General features: G+C 52.4%; 19 protein-coding genes. 11 read left to right on the forward strand and 8 right to left on the reverse strand.

From position 1 onward, the window contains the following. Positions 1–8: 8 nt before the first annotated feature. Positions 9–488: a pantetheine-phosphate adenylyltransferase gene (gene coaD, locus OGV65_RS12975; protein ID WP_047501668.1), complete on the forward strand. Its 480-nt coding sequence runs from the start codon at positions 9–11 to the stop codon at positions 486–488. A 47-nt stretch (positions 489–535) separates the two neighbouring features. Here coaD and mutM read toward each other — a convergent pair whose 3' ends face one another. The 4 genes from mutM to radC form a co-directional block, all read right to left on the reverse strand. Then, the gene (gene mutM / locus OGV65_RS12980) at positions 536–1345 is read right to left on the reverse strand and encodes a bifunctional DNA-formamidopyrimidine glycosylase/DNA-(apurinic or apyrimidinic site) lyase (RefSeq protein ID WP_019078041.1); all 810 of its coding nucleotides are present in this window, start codon (positions 1343–1345) and stop codon (positions 536–538) included. Positions 1346–1443: 98 nt separating this feature from the next. Continuing rightward, positions 1444–1611: a 50S ribosomal protein L33 gene (gene rpmG / locus OGV65_RS12985; RefSeq protein ID WP_003024094.1), complete on the reverse strand. Its 168-nt coding sequence runs from the start codon at positions 1609–1611 to the stop codon at positions 1444–1446. A gap of 20 nt (positions 1612–1631) precedes the next feature. Then, on the reverse strand, positions 1632–1868 hold the full coding sequence (rpmB, locus tag OGV65_RS12990) for a 50S ribosomal protein L28 (RefSeq protein WP_003024071.1): 237 nt from the start codon (positions 1866–1868) through the stop codon (positions 1632–1634). 276 nt (positions 1869–2144) lie between these two features. Next, on the reverse strand, positions 2145–2810 hold the full coding sequence (radC, locus tag OGV65_RS12995; protein ID WP_016154986.1) for a RadC family protein: 666 nt from the start codon (positions 2808–2810) through the stop codon (positions 2145–2147). 172 nt (positions 2811–2982) lie between these two features. Here radC and coaBC point away from each other — a divergent pair, with 172 nt between their 5' ends. The 3 genes from coaBC to slmA all read left to right on the forward strand — a co-directional run bounded on the left by coaBC (position 2983) and on the right by slmA (position 5352). After that, complete coding sequence (gene coaBC, locus OGV65_RS13000; protein WP_088583168.1) at positions 2983–4203, forward strand: bifunctional phosphopantothenoylcysteine decarboxylase/phosphopantothenate--cysteine ligase CoaBC; 1221 nt, start codon at positions 2983–2985, stop codon at positions 4201–4203. Then, positions 4181–4639 carry a dUTP diphosphatase gene (gene dut, locus OGV65_RS13005; RefSeq protein WP_016154988.1) on the forward strand — a complete coding sequence of 153 codons (459 nt, stop codon included), beginning with the start codon at positions 4181–4183 and terminating at the stop codon, positions 4637–4639. The genes coaBC and dut overlap by 23 nt, the downstream gene beginning before the upstream one ends. A 116-nt stretch (positions 4640–4755) precedes the next feature. Next, entirely contained in the window at positions 4756–5352 is a 597-nt protein-coding gene (gene slmA / locus OGV65_RS13010) for a nucleoid occlusion factor SlmA (RefSeq protein WP_016154989.1), read from the forward strand. Positions 5353–5439: 87 nt separating this feature from the next. Here slmA and pyrE read toward each other — a convergent pair whose 3' ends face one another. Both pyrE and rph read right to left on the reverse strand, forming a co-directional pair. Next, positions 5440–6081 carry an orotate phosphoribosyltransferase gene (gene pyrE / locus OGV65_RS13015; protein ID WP_286455030.1) on the reverse strand — a complete coding sequence of 214 codons (642 nt, stop codon included), beginning with the start codon at positions 6079–6081 and terminating at the stop codon, positions 5440–5442. A 65-nt stretch (positions 6082–6146) separates the two neighbouring features. After that, positions 6147–6863, reverse strand: a complete 717-nt coding sequence (rph, locus tag OGV65_RS13020; protein ID WP_016154991.1) for a ribonuclease PH — start codon at positions 6861–6863, stop codon at positions 6147–6149. A 125-nt stretch (positions 6864–6988) separates the two neighbouring features. Between rph and OGV65_RS13025 the strand changes: the two genes are divergently transcribed. Then, positions 6989–7852 (forward strand): YicC/YloC family endoribonuclease, encoded by an 864-nt coding sequence (locus OGV65_RS13025; protein ID WP_019078038.1) that lies wholly within the window; start codon positions 6989–6991, stop codon positions 7850–7852. Positions 7853–7953: 101 nt separating this feature from the next. On the opposite strand, the gene OGV65_RS13030 is transcribed toward OGV65_RS13025, so the two are convergent. Beyond that, positions 7954–8394 (reverse strand): hypothetical protein, encoded by a 441-nt coding sequence (locus OGV65_RS13030; RefSeq protein ID WP_103767018.1) that lies wholly within the window; start codon positions 8392–8394, stop codon positions 7954–7956. Positions 8395–9196: 802 nt separating this feature from the next. On the opposite strand from OGV65_RS13030, the gene OGV65_RS13035 reads away from it, so the two are divergent. Beyond that, a complete protein-coding gene (locus OGV65_RS13035) occupies positions 9197–9814 on the forward strand; it encodes a trimeric intracellular cation channel family protein (RefSeq protein WP_003024049.1) in 618 nt (205 codons plus the stop codon). Here OGV65_RS13035 and ligB read toward each other — a convergent pair. Then, entirely contained in the window at positions 9811–11490 is a 1680-nt protein-coding gene (gene ligB / locus OGV65_RS13040; protein ID WP_235116980.1) for an NAD-dependent DNA ligase LigB, read from the reverse strand. The genes OGV65_RS13035 and ligB overlap by 4 nt on opposite strands. A gap of 261 nt (positions 11491–11751) precedes the next feature. Between ligB and gmk the strand changes: the two genes are divergently transcribed. Genes gmk through recG form a run of 5 tightly spaced genes read left to right on the forward strand, consistent with a single transcriptional unit; the run spans position 11752 to position 17625 of the window. After that, a complete protein-coding gene (gmk, locus tag OGV65_RS13045) occupies positions 11752–12375 on the forward strand; it encodes a guanylate kinase (protein WP_019078035.1) in 624 nt (207 codons plus the stop codon). Between the two features lie 54 nt (positions 12376–12429). After that, positions 12430–12705: a DNA-directed RNA polymerase subunit omega gene (gene rpoZ / locus OGV65_RS13050; RefSeq protein WP_000135058.1), complete on the forward strand. Its 276-nt coding sequence runs from the start codon at positions 12430–12432 to the stop codon at positions 12703–12705. A gap of 18 nt (positions 12706–12723) precedes the next feature. Beyond that, positions 12724–14838: a bifunctional GTP diphosphokinase/guanosine-3',5'-bis pyrophosphate 3'-pyrophosphohydrolase gene (gene spoT, locus OGV65_RS13055; RefSeq protein ID WP_003024038.1), complete on the forward strand. Its 2115-nt coding sequence runs from the start codon at positions 12724–12726 to the stop codon at positions 14836–14838. 10 nt (positions 14839–14848) lie between these two features. Further along, positions 14849–15538, forward strand: coding sequence for a tRNA (guanosine(18)-2'-O)-methyltransferase TrmH (gene trmH / locus OGV65_RS13060; protein ID WP_286455031.1), 690 nt, complete (start codon positions 14849–14851; stop codon positions 15536–15538). Positions 15539–15543: 5 nt separating this feature from the next. Further along, positions 15544–17625: an ATP-dependent DNA helicase RecG gene (gene recG / locus OGV65_RS13065; RefSeq protein ID WP_016155008.1), complete on the forward strand. Its 2082-nt coding sequence runs from the start codon at positions 15544–15546 to the stop codon at positions 17623–17625. Positions 17626–17667: the final 42 nt, after the last annotated feature.

Genomic DNA, 17667 nt, shown 5'->3' on the forward strand with positions numbered 1-17667 from the left:
GGCAAGTCATGCAAAAACGGGCGATTTATCCAGGAACCTTTGATCCCATTACTAACGGCCACCTCGATATCGTGACACGAGCGACAAGCATGTTTGATCACGTAATCCTGGCAATTGCCGCAAGTCCCAGTAAAAAACCGATGTTTACTCTGGAAGAGCGCGTTGAGCTGGCACGGCAGGCAACGGCGCATCTCGGTAATGTGGAGGTTCTGGGATTCAGCGACCTGATGGCAAACTTTGCCCGCGATAATCAGGCTAACATTCTGATCCGTGGCCTGCGTGCGGTAGCCGATTTTGAGTATGAAATGCAGCTGGCCCATATGAACCGTCATCTGATGCCACAACTGGAAAGCGTCTTTCTGATGCCGTCTAAAGAGTGGTCATTTATCTCATCGTCACTGGTGAAAGAAGTTGCCCGCCACCAGGGTGACGTAGCGCACTTTCTGCCGGAAAACGTTCATCAGGCATTATTGAGTAAACTGAAGTAATGCGTCTGGCCGGATGAGGCATACGCTACGTCCGGCCGATAATGGTGTTATTTCTGACAGCGACGGCAATAAAACGTTGTGCGCTGAGCGTGTTTTGTCGCAATGATTGGCGCGCCGCATACGCGACAGGGTTCACCTTCTCTCCCATAGACCTGCAGCTCCTGGGCAAAATAACCCGGCTTACCGTCACTTTGCAGAAAGTCCTTCAGCGTGGTCCCGCCCTGCTCGATAGAACGCAGCAAAACCGCCTTGATAACGCGCACCAGCAGTTCGCACTCATCCTGCGACAAAGATGACGCCAGACGGTCAGGATGGATACCAGCCGCAAACAGCGACTCGCTGGCATAGATGTTTCCCACCCCCACGACCAGCTTGTTATCCATCAGCCAGGGTTTAATCGCAGTTTTCTTCTTCGCACATTTCTGCTGCAGATAACCAGCATTGAAATCGTCGCTCAGCGGCTCAGGGCCAAGATGGGCGAGGACATTATGCCCATCCAGCTCTTTAGTCCACAGCCAGGCGCCAAAACGACGCGGATCGGTATAGCGCAGGACTTTGCCGTTACTCATCACTAAGTCGACGTGGTCATGTTTTTCTGCCGGAAGCTCTTCAGAAAGGATACGCAAACTACCCGACATCCCCAGGTGAATGATTACCCAGCCATCTGATAGCTCCAGCAGCAGGTATTTCGCGCGCCGCTGTACGCTCAGGACAGGTTTATCACTCAGACGATAGATTTCCTCTGATACAGGCCAACGCAAACGACCGTTACGCACAGTCGCGTGCATAATCGTTGCCCCCACCAGATGCGGCTCAATACCGCGGCGGCTGGTTTCGACTTCAGGTAATTCAGGCATAGTATCTCCGGCGATGTATCAGGTCTCATTAATATGGGGACGGCCAGAAAACAAAAAACCCCGCCGAGGCAGGGTTTTTCTTTACATCAAAGCGGAAATTATTTGATTTTCGCTTCTTTGTATAAAACGTGCTGACGAACAACTGGATCGAACTTTTTCAGCTCCAGTTTTTCCGGCTTAGTACGTTTGTTCTTCGTGGTGGTATAGAAGTGACCAGTACCAGCAGAAGAAACCAGCTTGATTTTCTCACGAATACCTTTAGCCATGATTTATTTCCTCTTAGTACTTAGTACTTTTCGCCACGGGCACGCAGTTCAGACAGAACTGTTTCGATGCCTTTCTTATCAATAACACGCATACCTTTAGCAGATACACGCAGGGTGACAAAACGCTTCTCGCTCTCAACCCAAAAACGGTGAGAGTGCAGGTTAGGCAGGAAACGGCGTTTAGTCGCGTTCAGTGCGTGGGAACGGTTGTTACCGGTCACCGGACGCTTGCCAGTAACTTGGCAGACTCGGGACATGTCTATTCTCCAAAAATCAAATTAGCTCGAGCTTCGTATGGGGTATTGGCGCCTCGTCAGGCTTCTCAGCCCGGTTATCGCAGTTCAATACACTAAATCTTTCATCGTTGCCTCGTCATTGGACGCAACAAGAATGATTTTGCGTATTTGCGAACTCTCGATTGCCAGGCCCAAATGCCAAACCCGAGATTCTCAAAGGTGGCGTAGTATACGCTGAGTCAGCGATGTGCTCAAGTCCCGAACAGACAAAGATCCCGATGGATCGCGTAAAGTGCGTTAAATCCAACCGCGTTCCGCAAAAGAAACGTACTCTCCGCGCCCAATGACCAGATGATCAAGCACCCGGATATCCATGAACTGACAGCATTTCACAACACGCTCGGTGATGAGTTTATCTGCTTTGCTCGGCTCTGCACACCCCGAAGGGTGATTATGTGCAAGGATCACCGCAGAAGCATTCATTTTTATCGCTTCGCGGACAATTTCTCGCGGATGCACTTCAACGTGGCTTAGCGTTCCGGAAAAAAGTTTACGGTGTTTAATCACGCGATGTTGAGAATCCATAAAGATCACATAGAAGATCTCGCGTTCCTCTTGCGAAAGCTGGCTTTGCAGAAATTCACGCGCCATTTCCGGGCTAAGTATCGCACGCTCCTCTATCACCTGTACGTTGTAGTAGCGCCTTGCCAGCTCCACTATTCCCTTCAACTGTGCGTACTTCGCGATACCGATGCCCTGAACATAGCTGAAATCCATGTAATCAGCAGACAACAGGCCATACAATGAATCAAAATGCTGAAGCATCTCTTTCGCCAGCGTAAGCACATCTTTACCCAGTATCCCGGTGCGTAGAAAAAGAGCGAGTAGCTCTACGTCGGTCAGCGAACTGGCCCCCTGCGCCAACAGCTTTTCCCGAGGCATTATACGTCCTGTATTTTCCATGCTTTTCCCCTCCTTTCGCGTCCGCATAGTGGCATAACGCCAGCGGCGAATCGACGCTCTGTTTTCACTTCTTCGTAGAGCCTCGCAAACTGGAGCGCGGGCAAAAGCACGACACATTGCGGATTGTGATAAAATATCCGTCTTCTGGTGAAACCCAACAGGAAAGATCATGATGAGCCTGGCCGGTAAAAAAATCGTACTTGGCGTCAGTGGCGGGATTGCTGCGTACAAAACCCCTGAGCTGGTGCGTCGTTTACGGGAACGCGGCGCAGACGTCCGCGTGGCGATGACCGAAGCAGCAAAAGCGTTTATTACTCCTCTGAGCTTACAGGCGGTTTCGGGCTATCCCGTTTCCGACAGCCTGCTTGACCCCGCAGCCGAAGCCGCGATGGGCCACATTGAGCTGGGGAAATGGGCCGATTTGGTTATACTGGCCCCTGCGACGGCAGACCTGATTGCCCGCGTTGCCGCAGGTATGGCCAACGATCTGGTGTCTACGATCTGTCTGGCAACGCCAGCGCCTGTTGCCGTGCTGCCGGCTATGAACCAGCAGATGTACCGCGCCGCCGCTACCCAACACAATTTGGGCATTCTTGCCTCGCGCGGTTTGCTCATTTGGGGCCCTGACAGCGGTAGTCAGGCATGTGGTGATGTCGGTCCTGGACGTATGCTGGATCCGTTAACAATTGTAGATATGGCGGCAGAACATTTTTCACCTGTCAAAGATCTGCAACATCTCAACATCATGATTACAGCAGGCCCGACGCGTGAACCGCTTGATCCCGTGCGTTATATTTCCAACCACAGCTCCGGGAAAATGGGATTTGCTATCGCGGCCGCTGCCGCAAAACGCGGGGCAAACGTCACGCTGGTATCAGGTCCGGTTTCGTTACCCACACCGCCTTTTGTCCAGCGCATTGATGTGATGACCGCGCTGGAAATGGAAGCCGCCGTGCAATCTGCGGTGCAACAACAGCATATTTTTATCGGCTGCGCCGCAGTCGCTGATTATCGCGCTGAAACTGTCGCCAGTGAAAAAATCAAAAAACAGGCCACGCAGGGTGATGAATTAACAGTAAAAATGGTCAAAAACCCGGACATCATCGCTGGTGTTGCCGCACTGGATGCTAACCGTCCTTTTGTCGTTGGGTTTGCTGCCGAAACAAATAATGTGGAAGAATATGCCCGGCAAAAACGCATCCGCAAAAACCTTGATGTGATCTGTGCGAACGACGTTTCGCTGTCCACTCAAGGATTTAACAGCGACAGCAACGCATTACACCTTTTTTGGCAGGATGGAGATAAAGTCTTACCGCTTGAGCGCAAAGAACTCCTGGGCCAATTATTACTCGACGAGATCGTGACCCGTTATGATGAAAAAAATCGACGTTAAGATTCTGGACCCGCGCGTAGGGCAACAATTTCCGCTCCCGACGTACGCCACTTCTGGTTCTGCCGGACTTGACCTGCGTGCCTGTCTTGATGACGCCGTAGAACTGGCGCCTGGCGCAACAACGCTGGTGCCAACCGGGTTAGCTATCCACATTGCCGATCCTTCTCTTGCGGCGGTGATGCTCCCGCGCTCCGGGCTGGGCCATAAGCACGGGATCGTACTGGGCAATCTGGTCGGTTTGATTGATTCCGACTACCAGGGCCAGCTGATGGTTTCAATCTGGAACCGTGGTCAGGACAACTTTACTATTGAACCGGGCGAACGTATCGCGCAGATGGTATTTGTACCGGTCGTCCAGGCTGAATTTAATTTGGTGGAAGAGTTTGAAGCCACCGATCGTGGCGAAGGTGGCTTCGGCCATTCCGGGCGCAAGTAACCCGCAGAAAAGTATCTCACAGCGTAATAACGCAATAACACACCGCAAACACCCGTTTGCGGTCGCTGTGTGGATGCCTGCCTGGCAAGAGCTTATTTTCAGGGGTATTTTGTAACATGGTAGAAAAGCAAACTGCGAAAAGGAATCGTCGCGAAGAAATACTTCAGTCTCTGGCACTGATGCTTGAGTCCAGCGATGGTAGCCAACGCATCACGACAGCTAAACTGGCGGCCTCTGTGGGCGTTTCCGAAGCGGCCTTGTATCGCCATTTTCCCAGCAAGACCCGCATGTTCGATAGCCTGATTGAGTTTATCGAAGATAGTCTGATTACCCGTATCAATCTGATTTTGAAAGATGAAAAAGACACTAACGCGCGATTGCGTCTGATCGTACTGCTGATTTTAGGGTTCGGTGAACGTAATCCTGGCCTGACGCGAATTCTGACCGGACACGCATTGATGTTCGAGCAAGACCGTCTGCAAGGCCGTATTAACCAGCTTTTTGAGCGAATTGAGGCGCAGTTACGCCAGGTTCTGCGAGAAAAAAGAATGCGTGAAGGTGAAGGCTACACCGTGGATGAAACGCTGCTGGCCAGCCAGCTACTGGCTTTCTGCGAAGGTATGCTGTCCCGGTTTGTACGTAGCGAATTTAAATACCGCCCAACGGATGATTTCGACATCCGCTGGCCGTTGGTTGCCGCTCAATTGCAGTAACACCGTTGTTGGATGGCGACCTCGCCTATTTTGCCTACGAACTCCGCGGTGCGTAGGCTGGATAAGCGCAGCGCCATCCGGCAGTTCTTATACGCCGTATGCTTCGCGATACGCCCGTACTGCGGCCAGGTGTTCTGCCATTTCTGGTTTTTCTTCCAGATACGCAATCAGATCTTTCAGGGTAATGATAGAAATCACCTTGCAGCCATAATCGCGTTCCACTTCCTGAATCGCTGAAATCTCGCCGCGACCGCGTTCCTGACGATCGAGAGAAATCAGTACCCCCGCCAGCGTAGCGCCGTTAGCCTGAATAATTTCCATCGACTCACGAATAGCCGTACCTGCAGTGATAACATCATCCACCAGCATTACACGCCCCTCAAGTACGCTACCTACCAGATTACCGCCTTCACCGTGGGTCTTCGCCTCTTTACGGTTGAAGCAGTACGGCAAATCTTTATCGTGGTGTTCCGCCAGCGCAACAGCCGTGGTGGTCGCAATCGGGATACCTTTGTAGGCCGGACCAAACAGCAAATCGAACTCAATACCGGAATCCATCAGCGCTTCGGCATAAAAACGGCCTAACAGTGCCAGGCAGCGCCCGGTATTAAACAGCCCGGCGTTGAAGAAATAGGGGCTTTTACGCCCGGATTTCAGCGTAAACTCGCCAAACTTTAGTACCTGCTTGCTAAGCGCAAACTCAATAAACTGGCGCTGATACGGTTTCATGGATTCGCTCCTCATCTCACTTTATTACAGACAAAAAAAAGGCGACTCATCAGTCGCCTTTAAAATCAATTTTCTAACGCCGCCTTCTGCGTCGTTACAATGGATTCGATTCCCCCTCGGGCTAACGCCAGTAGGGTGAGAAGTTCTTCATGGCTGAACGGCTCGCCTTCTGCCGTGCCCTGCACCTCTATAATGCGGCCGTCTTCAGTCATCACCACGTTCATGTCGGTTTCTGCGGCAGAGTCCTCAACGTATTCGAGGTCACAGAGCGCTTCACCGTTCACAATGCCCACGGAAACCGCGGCGACCATCCCCTTCATCGGGTTAGTTTTCAGTTTACCGCTCGCAACCAGCTTGTTCAGCGCATCAGCCAACGCCACACATGCGCCGGTAATTGATGCAGTGCGCGTACCGCCATCTGCCTGAATAACATCGCAGTCCAGCGTAATAGTGAATTCACCGAGCGTCTTCAGATCAACGGCGGCGCGCAGCGCACGAGCGATCAGACGCTGGATTTCCATGGTACGACCGCCCTGCTTACCTTTCGCCGCTTCACGGGCGTTACGGGTGTGCGTGGCGCGTGGCAGCATGCCATATTCTGCGGTGATCCAGCCCTGGCCCTGACCTTTCAGAAAACGCGGTACACCTTCATCAATAGAGGCGGTACACAGCACTTTGGTATCACCAAATTCGACCAGCACGGAGCCTTCAGCGTGTTTTGTATAATTACGGGTCAGGGTGACGGGACGCACCTGGTTGGCACTACGACCTGCTGGACGCATGATAAAATCTCCGGCTTGAAACGAATGTGGCTGCGCATTATACGGACTTCCGACTGTTATTCCTATCCTGACAAGACGTGGATGGCTATAATCCTCCCATCTCATCTTTAAAAACAGGAACGTCTATGATCCGCAGCATGACCGCCTACGCCCGGCGTGAAATCAAGGGTGAATGGGGTAGCGCTACCTGGGAAATGCGCTCGGTAAACCAGCGTTATCTGGAAACTTATTTTCGCCTGCCGGAACAGTTCCGTAGTCTTGAACCCGTTGTCCGCGAACGCATACGCACGCGTCTGACGCGCGGTAAAGTCGAGTGTACGCTGCGTTTTGAGCCTGATGCCAGCGCCCAGGGCGAGCTGATTCTAAATGAAAAGCTCGCTAAACAGCTCGTTAGCGCTGCTAACTGGGTCAAAATGCAGAGTGATGAAGGTGAAATTAACCCAGTTGATATCCTGCGCTGGCCAGGCGTAATGGCTGCCCAGGAGCAAGATCTGGACGCCATTGCCGCTGAAATCCTCGCCGCGCTTGACGGTACGCTGGATGACTTCATCGTCGCGCGTGAAACCGAAGGTCAGGCGCTGAAAGCGCTGATCGAGCAGCGTCTGGAAGGCGTCAGCACTGAAGTCGCTAAAGTGCGTGCACATATGCCGGAAATTCTGCAATGGCAGCGTGAGCGTCTGGTAGCCAAACTGGAAGACGCCCAGGTGCAACTGGAGAATAACCGCCTTGAGCAAGAACTGGTGCTGATGGCGCAGCGCATCGATGTAGCAGAAGAGTTAGATCGTCTGGAAGCCCACGTCAAAGAAACCTACAACATTCTGAAGAAAAAAGAGGCTGTTGGCCGTCGTCTGGACTTCATGATGCAGGAATTCAACCGTGAGTCGAACACTCTTGCATCCAAGTCTATCAATGCCGAGGTGACTAATTCCGCAATTGAACTGAAGGTATTGATCGAGCAAATGCGCGAGCAAATTCAGAATATCGAGTAATTTTGCGTACCATGCCTATGCTATCGTAACGTACTAGATAGCCTGCTCAATGCAGGCTATCCGTACCGCCAGTAAGTGCTGATTGATATAAAATTGAATACTTATTTATCTGGCATATATTTGTCGTTATAAATACTCTTCAGAATATCAACCCGAACAGCATTACTGCTGTTCATATTCACGACTGTCAGTACTTCATCGGATCCCCTGAGACGCCAGCACTCTGCCTCAACATCGCATTTTACCTGTTTTTCATAGCCCGCCATTGAGAGATATTTACTAATCCTCCCCGTATCCCTGGTATCATGGAACGTCACACTCCATACATCAGCCTTAGGACCAGAAATATTCGTATAATTAAAGTCATACACTTGGGATATTCTCGGCATTTTTTTTAAAACTTGGGGAGTGTAAAAATCATATTTGGCTTTATTAAACTCTGTATATTGTGCGTTACCTGCAAGTCTCATTTTAATATTAGGCCAGAAATAAGAGCTGCATATAGCTATTACCATCAGCACTATTATGACTGCCTGTTTCATATGTTTCCCTGTTTTACGAGTTAACGACCGTTCCATCTCTGGAAACTATTTTAACGTTACCAGAACTAAAATCGCTGTAAGGTATCACTGTTCTCATGAATGCTCGCCTTGGTGCATATCCGAGAGTAACTTTCTGACATCATCTCCTCGGGCATGTCCCATATCTATCCACCCCAAAACTTCGGTGTATATTATCCCGCTTCTTAAATTTCCAGCCTCTCTGCCATCCTGAATTTCTTCTCTTACGCTCATACCTGGCACTCCGACTCACAAAATGCTGAAGATTTTGCTGTAAATGCACCCATCCACATAGAAGCGATAGCTGAGGAAGTCATTTTTCAGAATAGAAGCCGCTGAATATCAGACTTTACTCAGAATAACTTCCCCAATGACATCTGGATGTGTAGTCGTTGTAAGAAATACCATTTTTGCAGCGCACCAAAGTACATACCACACCTACTAATCTCTCGCTGCAACATTCAAGGTATGGCTGAAATACGAACCGGAGTGTCAATTTGTCCAATGGTCGAGGGTGATAGTTTGGGTGAAATATGATACGTAGCCCACCCATAAACGACGGGGCTACGTGTTTTTCCCAACACTTCGGTTGTGACCCATCCAGTTCGAATTATATTTTCTCATCATTTATTGTCACCATGCACAAAGCAAAGCCCATGCCATAACGCATTTACAGAAAACTCACATTAGCTGTAGTTATTAAAATCACTTCACCTTAGAAAATCTCAATCGTGACAATGCGCACAAATCGTTAACCTTAGCCCCAGCAAATCAGGGGGAATACATGCTGTTACACGTTTTATATTTAATTGGTATTACTGCCGAAGCCATGACCGGTGCGCTTGCGGCTGGGCGTCGCCGTATGGATACATTTGGCGTCATTATCATTGCCACCGCGACGGCCATTGGCGGCGGCTCGGTACGCGACATCCTTCTCGGCCACTATCCACTCGGCTGGGTAAAGCACCCTGAATACGTCATTATCGTGGCGACCGCTGCGGTACTCACCACCATTATTGCCCCCGTAATGCCCTATCTGCGTAAAATATTCCTCGTCCTGGATGCGCTGGGCCTGGTGGTCTTTTCTATTATTGGTGCCCAGGTGGCACTGGATATGGGTCATGGACCGATTATTGCCGTGGTCGCTGCGGTCACTACCGGGGTCTTTGGTGGTGTATTACGTGACATGTTCTGCAAACGCATCCCGTTAGTATTCCAGAAAGAACTTTATGCCGGCGTTTCATTTGCCGCTGCTGTGCTGTATATCGTGCTACAACATTATGTCTCCAGCCACGATGTGGTGGTGATCTCTACCCTGCTCTTCGGCTTTACCGCCCGACTACTGGCCCTGCGCCTGAAGTTGGGGCTGCCGGTATTTTACTATCGCCATGAAGGCCATTAAGGCATAAAGCCCGTGATCCGCTGAGCAGCTAACCAGTTGCTCAGCGCTGTGATCTCTTTATCCTCCAGCCACTGAATAACCTGTCGTGCCCGTCGCTCTCCCATGAAAGGAAATTGCCGCCAGCTTTGTTCACTGCGATCCCGTAACTGCTGCCACGAACCATCCCGACTGGCATTCAACGTTGCCTGTGTTAACGGTATTCCCATGGCAATCACCCAGCGCGTAAATGGAAGATGGCGTGACAGATTGAACTGATGCCACAGCTTCCCCCCTTTGTTCACGCCAAATGTGGACTGTAGCTGCTCCTGCGTTAATCCAAGCCAGGAAAAGATATGTTCAAAGCGATACGTCTGATGTAGCTCCCGCCATCCCGCCTCGCCCATACCCTCCAGCCCTAACACATCTTTGGCCCCCAGCCAGACGAGCCTGGCAACAAACTGTTCCTGACACTCCGCTGTGGCATAAAAACAAGTTAGTGAATTGAAGCGCCCCTCAGGTGGTGCTGGCTTATTACGCTGGGTGCTGCGCCAGACCACCTCATCTATACGGGGGATCCCCTGTCCGGCCAGACTTATCAGAATCTGATCGCCAGGCGCAATATCCCATTCATTCCAGCGCCGGACTGAGCCAATATTGACGCGCCGCACCCGCTTATCATCCAGCATGACGGGGACCAGCAATGCAACCACCGCAATTTTCCCGCTTTTGCCAACGGAGAACTGAATACCCGTCACCTCAGATACCCTGGCCACGGGAGGATATTTCCACGCTGCCAGCCAGTCTCCCTGTCCGGGTAGCCAGTATTGCGCCCGCGGTTCTTTTCCCGTTCGCACCACCACACCATCTGTCACAAAAGGTAACGCTGAAGTCCACCACCTGGCACGCGCCTGCTCGACGTCATCCACACTCTTCACGGCCTGAGTATATCGTTGCGTGAAACTGAACCCGGCAGCAGTGAGTTGCTCAAGTCTTTCCGACATGGCAACTGGACCATCAGGCCAGGCCCAGATAAAAATAGCCAGCGAACGTAACATTTCCGGGTTGCTCTGGCGCATCATCATTCCAGCAACCTTTGAGCGGGCGTTCATTCCCCCTCTCTGCTGCTGAATATGCCCTTGTTGCTGCAAAAATATCTCCCCCTGCAACGTACTGTTAGAGAGCGGCCCGCTGGTAGTACGTGGAACGGAAGGGATCTGAAGAACCTTTTGCGTCCAGTCTTCGCCTTTCAGACCGTTACCACGGCTAATCGCCCGTATCAGATTTCCATTGCGATAAACCAGCGTGACCGCCACGCCATCCACCTTCGGCTGCACCCAGAGATCGCTACGAGCATGCATCCATTGCTGTAGCGCTTGCTTATCGGCAAGTTTTCGAACTCCCGTGTGGGGAACGGTGTGCGAGACGGTTCCACTTATTGGGGGCGCAGATAGATCTGGTGGGGCTTCATCGCCAAAACAGCGCTGCCACTGGATGAGCTGCGCATTGAGCTGGTCATAAACGGCGTCGTCTACGACACTTTCCCCTTGTTTCCAGTAACTGTCATTCCACTGTGTTATCTGCTGCTGTAGTCGTGAAATTTCCTCTTGTGCCCTGGCAGGCGACCAGACGGGGCATACCGCCCATGAGGGTAGATACCACATTAGCAAAACCAGACCTATGCATTTCCATAATCCCATGCTATCTCCGCTGAACAGTACGTTTCCCGGCAGATATAACGCGAATTGAAATGGAAACAGAGAGGCAAAAAATCATCCTGCGAGCAACGTTCCTGACATTTGCACGAATTGCTGCAAATCGCGGATAAAACAGGAAACTGGTACGCAAAACGCAATAAACATGCGCAAAAAGTGTGACAAGGGCTACGTCACATAGCGGCTACGTGTATAATAAGCCCGTATGTAGGCTCTCTTTCGACAATCACATACATTAAGATACTCATGGCTCAAGGCACGCTTTATATTGTTTCTGCCCCCAGTGGCGCGGGTAAATCCAGCCTGATTCAGGCTTTATTAAAGACCCAACCGTTGTATGACACCCAGGTTTCTGTTTCGCACACCACGCGCGCACCGCGCCCGGGGGAAGTGCACGGTGAACACTATTTTTTTGTGAACCATGACGAATTCAGAACCATGATTGGCAGAGACGCGTTCCTGGAACACGCTGAGGTTTTCGGTAATTACTACGGCACCTCGCGTGAGACCATTGAGCAAGTATTAGCATCCGGCGTAGACGTCTTTTTAGATATCGACTGGCAAGGTGCGCAGCAAATTCGTCAAAAAATGCCGCATGCGCGCAGTATTTTTATTTTGCCGCCATCTAAGATTGAGCTGGATCGCCGTCTTCGTGGCCGCGGTCAGGATAGCGAAGACGTGATCGCAAAACGTATGGCGCAAGCTGTTGCAGAAATGAGCCATTACGCCGAATATGATTATCTTATTGTGAATGATGATTTCGATACCGCCCTGGGCGATTTGAAAACCATCATTCGCGCCGAACGTCTGCGCATGAGCCGCCAAAAGCAGCGTCATGACGCTTTAATCAGCAAACTGTTGGCAGACTGAACCCACATTCAGTATCATGCCCAGTCATTTCTTCACCTGTGGAGCATTTTAAGTATGGCACGCGTAACTGTTCAGGACGCTGTAGAGAAAATTGGTAACCGTTTTGACCTGGTACTGGTCGCCGCGCGTCGCGCTCGTCAGATGCAGGTAGGCGGAAAGGATCCGCTCGTACCGGAAGAAAACGATAAAACTACCGTTATCGCGCTGCGCGAAATCGAAGAAGGTCTGATCAACAACCAGATCCTCGACGTGCGTGAGCGCCAGGAACAGCAAGAGCAGGAAGCCGCTGAATTACAAGCCGTTACCGCTATTGCTGAAGGTCGTCGTTAATCACAAAGCGGGTCGCCCTTGTATCTGTTTGAAAGCCTGAATCAACTGATTCAAAACTACCTGCCGGAAGACCAGATTAAGCGTCTTCGGCAGGCGTATCTCGTTGCACGTGACGCTCACGAGGGCCAGACACGTTCAAGCGGTGAACCCTATATCACGCACCCGGTAGCGGTAGCCTGCATTCTGGCCGAGATGAAACTCGACTATGAAACGCTGATGGCTGCGCTGCTGCATGACGTGATTGAAGATACCCCAGCCACCTACCAGGACATGGAACAGCTTTTTGGTAAAAGCGTTGCTGAACTGGTAGAAGGGGTGTCGAAACTTGATAAGCTTAAGTTTCGCGATAAGAAAGAGGCGCAAGCTGAAAACTTTCGCAAGATGATTATGGCGATGGTGCAGGATATCCGCGTCATTCTCATCAAACTCGCTGACCGTACCCACAACATGCGCACGCTGGGCTCATTACGCCCGGACAAGCGTCGCCGCATCGCCCGTGAAACCCTCGAAATCTATAGTCCGCTGGCACACCGTTTAGGTATTCATCACATTAAAACCGAGCTGGAAGAGCTGGGTTTTGAAGCGCTGTACCCGAACCGCTATCGCGTGATTAAAGAAGTGGTTAAAGCCGCTCGTGGCAACCGCAAAGAGATGATCCAAAAAATCCTCTCGGAAATCGAAGGGCGTTTGCAGGAGGCAGGTATTCCGTGTCGTGTAAGTGGCCGCGAGAAGCACCTGTACTCTATTTACTGCAAGATGGTGCTCAAAGAGCAGCGTTTTCACTCCATCATGGATATCTACGCTTTTCGCGTTATCGTTCATGATTCCGATACCTGTTATCGCGTACTCGGCCAGATGCACAGCCTGTACAAACCTCGTCCTGGTCGCGTGAAAGACTATATCGCCATTCCGAAAGCGAACGGATATCAGTCTTTGCACACCTCAATGATCGGCCCTCACGGCGTCCCGGTTGAAGTACAGATTCGTACCGAAGACATGGACCAGATGGCAGAAATGGGTGTAGCAGCGCACTGGGCTTACAAAGAGCACGGCGGCGAAAGCAGCACCACCGCACAAATCCGCGCTCAACGCTGGATGCAAAGCCTGCTGGAACTGCAGCAGAGCGCCGGTAGCTCGTTTGAATTTATTGAAAGCGTCAAATCTGATCTCTTCCCGGATGAGATTTATGTTTTCACACCGGAAGGGCGCATTGTCGAACTGCCTGCCGGTGCAACGCCTGTCGACTTCGCCTACGCCGTGCATACCGATATCGGTCACGCCTGCGTCGGCGCCCGCGTCGACAGACAACCTTACCCGCTTTCGCAGCCGCTCTTTAGCGGCCAGACCGTTGAGATTATTACCGCTCCGGGCGCCCGTCCGAATGCAGCGTGGCTCAACTTCGTCGTCAGTTCGAAAGCTCGCGCCAAAATTCGCCAACTGCTGAAAAACCTCAAGCGCGATGATTCCGTCAGTCTGGGTCGTCGACTGCTCAACCATGCCTTAGGCGGTAGCCGTAAACTGGCTGAGATCCCGCCAGAGAGCATCCAGCGTGAGCTTGAGCGCATGAAGCTCGCCACGCTTGACGATCTGCTCGCGGAAATCGGTCTGGGTAACGCCATGAGCGTGGTGGTAGCGAAAAACCTCCAACAGGGCGAAGCAACGGCAAACGTGCCAGCGCAATCTGGACACGGTCATCTGCCGATCAAAGGCGCAGATGGCGTGCTGATCACCTTCGCGAAATGCTGTCGTCCGATTCCTGGCGATCCAATCATTGCCCACGTCAGCCCGGGTAAAGGTCTGGTGATTCACCATGAATCCTGCCGTAACATTCGTGGCTATCAAAAAGAGCCAGAGAAGTTTATGGCGGTGGAATGGGATAAAGAGACAGAGCAGGAGTTCATCACCGAGATTAAGGTGGATATGTTTAACCACCAGGGTGCTCTGGCGAACCTGACGGCGGCAATCAACACGACTACCTCCAACATTCAAAGTCTGAATACGGAAGAGAAAGATGGCCGCGTCTATAGCGCCTTTATTCGCCTGACCGCTCGCGATCGCGTGCACCTGGCGAATATCATGCGCAAAATCCGCGTCATGCCGGACGTGATAAAAGTCACCCGTAACCGTAACTAGAACACGTTTTATGAATACTCAACGTTATGCACGTATTTGCGAGATGCTCGCACGTCGTCAGCCCGATCTGACCGTCTGCATGGAGCAGGTCCACAAACCTCATAACGTTTCTGCAATCATTCGTACTGCAGACGCGGTCGGCGTGCATGAAGTCCACGCCGTCTGGCCTGGTAGCCGTATACGCACCATGGCCTCTTCTGCCGCAGGCAACAACAGTTGGGTACAGGTGAAGACTCACCGCACTATTGGCGATGCGGTCACACATTTAAAAAGCCAGGGCATGCAGGTTCTGGCAACACATCTGTCAGATAAAGCCGTGGATTTTCGCGAGATTGATTACACGCGCCCCACCTGCATCCTGATGGGCCAGGAGAAAACCGGCATCACTCAGGAAGCGTTGGATCTGGCGGATCAGGACATCATCATTCCCATGACTGGCATGGTGCAATCGCTGAACGTTTCGGTCGCCTCCGCGCTGATTCTGTACGAAGCACAGCGCCAGCGGCAAAACGCCGGCATGTACCGACGAGAAAACAGCATGCTGGCGCAAGATGAGCAGCAGCGTTTGCTGTTTGAAGGCGGTTATCCGGTGCTGGCGAATGTCGCTAAGCGCAAAGGTCTTCCCTACCCCCACGTAAACACGCAGGGCGAAATTGAAGCCGATGCAACGTGGTGGGCCACTATGCAATCTGCGAGATAAACGCGATGAAAGGCCGTTTACTGGATGCCATCCCACTCAATTCTCTGACCGGCGTTGGCGCAGCGCAAAGCAGTAAACTGGCGAAAATTGGCCTGCACACCGTGCAGGACCTTCTGCTCCACCTCCCTCTGCGTTACGAAGACCGCACGCACCTGTACCCGATTGGCGAACTGCTGCCGGGCGTTTACGCCACCGTAGAAGGCGAAGTGCTGAACTGCAATATCACCTTCGGCGGACGCCGGATGATGACCTGTCAGATCAGTGATGGCTCCGGCATTCTCACCATGCGCTTTTTCAACTTCAGCGCCGCAATGAAAAACAGTCTCGCCACCGGTCGCCGGGTGCTGGCCTATGGCGAAGCCAAACGCGGAAAATACGGCGCAGAGATGATCCACCCGGAGTATCGCGTGCAGGGCGATCTCAGCACGCCGGAATTGCAGGAAACGCTCACGCCGGTGTATCCAACCACCGAAGGCGTGAAGCAGGCCACGCTGCGCAAACTGACCGATCAAGCGCTGGACCTGCTCGATACCTGCGCAATTGCCGAACTGCTGCCGCCAGAGCTGTTGCAGGGCATGATGAGCCTGCCGGAAGCTTTGCGCACATTGCACCGTCCACCGCCGTCACTGCAGTTGAGCGATCTGGAAACCGGTCAGCATCCAGCACAGCGACGTCTGATTCTGGAAGAACTGCTGGCGCATAACCTCAGCATGCTGGCACTACGCGCTGGGGCGCAACGTTTCCACGCCCAGCCGCTGATCGCAAACAACGCGCTGAAAGATAAGCTGCTGGCGGCTCTACCGTTTAAACCCACCGGCGCCCAGGCCCGCGTTACCGCTGAGATCGAACGCGATATGGCACTGGATGTCCCCATGATGCGTCTGGTTCAGGGCGATGTCGGCTCAGGTAAAACGCTGGTTGCGGCGCTGGCCGCCCTACGTGCCATCGCACATGGTAAGCAAGTTGCGCTAATGGCACCCACCGAACTGCTGGCTGAACAGCACGCGAATAACTTCCGCAACTGGTTCGCGCCACTGGGTATTGAAGTTGGCTGGCTGGCAGGTAAACAGAAAGGCAAAGCGCGCCTGGCACAGCAGGAAGCTATCGCCAGCGGTGAGGTGCAGATGATTGTCGGCACGCACGCAATTTTCCAGGAACAGGTGCAGTTCAACGGACTGGCACTGGTTATCATCGACGAACAGCACCGTTTTGGCGTACATCAGCGCCTGGCGCTGTGGGAGAAAGGTCAGCAGCAGGGTTTCCATCCACACCAGCTAATCATGACCGCCACCCCAATCCCGCGCACGCTGGCGATGACCGCCTATGCCGATCTCGACACATCGGTCATTGACGAACTCCCTCCGGGGCGTACACCGGTCACCACGGTGGCGATTCCGGATACCCGCCGCAGCGATATTATTGACCGCGTGCGCAACGCTTGTACCCATGAAGGGCGCCAGGCGTACTGGGTCTGTACGCTGATTGAAGAGTCTGATTTGTTAGAAGCTCAGGCGGCTGAAGCCACGTGGGAAGAGCTTAAACTGGTGCTGCCAGAGCTGAATATTGGCCTGGTACACGGCCGTATGAAGCCCGCAGAGAAGCAGTCGGTAATGGCGGCGTTTAAGCAGGGCGAACTGCAGCTGCTGGTTGCCACCACGGTGATTGAAGTGGGCGTAGACGTACCTAACGCCAGCCTGATGATTATTGAAAACCCGGAGCGCTTGGGCCTGGCGCAGTTGCACCAGCTACGTGGTCGCGTAGGTCGTGGCGCGGTGGCCTCCCACTGCGTCCTGCTCTACAAATCGCCGCTGTCAAAAACCGCGCAAAAACGTCTGCAGGTTCTGCGAGATAGCAATGACGGATTCGTGATCGCGCAAAAAGATTTAGAGATCCGCGGGCCCGGCGAGCTGTTGGGTACGCGCCAGACCGGAACGGCAGAATTCAAAGTCGCAGATTTATTGCGCGATCAGGCGATTATCCCGGAAGTTCAGCGCATTGCCCGTCATATTCACGAACGTTACCCGCAACAGGCTGTGGCGCTGATTGAACGCTGGATGCCGGAAACCGAGCGCTACTCCAACGCATAGTAGATTCATAGCGGCGGCGGATGTGACTCCGCCGCACAGACA

Source organism: Citrobacter sp. Cb004 (assembly GCF_030337065.1).
Classification (GTDB): domain Bacteria; phylum Pseudomonadota; class Gammaproteobacteria; order Enterobacterales; family Enterobacteriaceae; genus Citrobacter; species Citrobacter braakii.

What these genes read in the sequence shown, in the direction of transcription:
- coaD (WP_047501668.1), top strand. Translation starts at nt 9, where the DNA reads ATGCAAAAACGGGCGATTTATCCAGGAACCTTTGATCCCATTACTAAC.
- mutM (WP_019078041.1), bottom strand. Translation starts at nt 1,345, where the DNA reads ATGCCTGAATTACCTGAAGTCGAAACCAGCCGCCGCGGTATTGAGCCG.
- rpmG (WP_003024094.1), bottom strand. Translation starts at nt 1,611, where the DNA reads ATGGCTAAAGGTATTCGTGAGAAAATCAAGCTGGTTTCTTCTGCTGGT.
- rpmB (WP_003024071.1), bottom strand. Translation starts at nt 1,868, where the DNA reads ATGTCCCGAGTCTGCCAAGTTACTGGCAAGCGTCCGGTGACCGGTAAC.
- radC (WP_016154986.1), bottom strand. Translation starts at nt 2,810, where the DNA reads ATGGAAAATACAGGACGTATAATGCCTCGGGAAAAGCTGTTGGCGCAG.
- coaBC (WP_088583168.1), top strand. Translation starts at nt 2,983, where the DNA reads ATGAGCCTGGCCGGTAAAAAAATCGTACTTGGCGTCAGTGGCGGGATT.
- dut (WP_016154988.1), top strand. Translation starts at nt 4,181, where the DNA reads ATGATGAAAAAAATCGACGTTAAGATTCTGGACCCGCGCGTAGGGCAA.
- slmA (WP_016154989.1), top strand. Translation starts at nt 4,756, where the DNA reads ATGGTAGAAAAGCAAACTGCGAAAAGGAATCGTCGCGAAGAAATACTT.
- pyrE (WP_286455030.1), bottom strand. Translation starts at nt 6,081, where the DNA reads ATGAAACCGTATCAGCGCCAGTTTATTGAGTTTGCGCTTAGCAAGCAG.
- rph (WP_016154991.1), bottom strand. Translation starts at nt 6,863, where the DNA reads ATGCGTCCAGCAGGTCGTAGTGCCAACCAGGTGCGTCCCGTCACCCTG.
- OGV65_RS13025 (WP_019078038.1), top strand. Translation starts at nt 6,989, where the DNA reads ATGATCCGCAGCATGACCGCCTACGCCCGGCGTGAAATCAAGGGTGAA.
- OGV65_RS13030 (WP_103767018.1), bottom strand. Translation starts at nt 8,394, where the DNA reads ATGAAACAGGCAGTCATAATAGTGCTGATGGTAATAGCTATATGCAGC.
- OGV65_RS13035 (WP_003024049.1), top strand. Translation starts at nt 9,197, where the DNA reads ATGCTGTTACACGTTTTATATTTAATTGGTATTACTGCCGAAGCCATG.
- ligB (WP_235116980.1), bottom strand. Translation starts at nt 11,490, where the DNA reads ATGGGATTATGGAAATGCATAGGTCTGGTTTTGCTAATGTGGTATCTA.
- gmk (WP_019078035.1), top strand. Translation starts at nt 11,752, where the DNA reads ATGGCTCAAGGCACGCTTTATATTGTTTCTGCCCCCAGTGGCGCGGGT.
- rpoZ (WP_000135058.1), top strand. Translation starts at nt 12,430, where the DNA reads ATGGCACGCGTAACTGTTCAGGACGCTGTAGAGAAAATTGGTAACCGT.
- trmH (WP_286455031.1), top strand. Translation starts at nt 14,849, where the DNA reads ATGAATACTCAACGTTATGCACGTATTTGCGAGATGCTCGCACGTCGT.
- recG (WP_016155008.1), top strand. Translation starts at nt 15,544, where the DNA reads ATGAAAGGCCGTTTACTGGATGCCATCCCACTCAATTCTCTGACCGGC.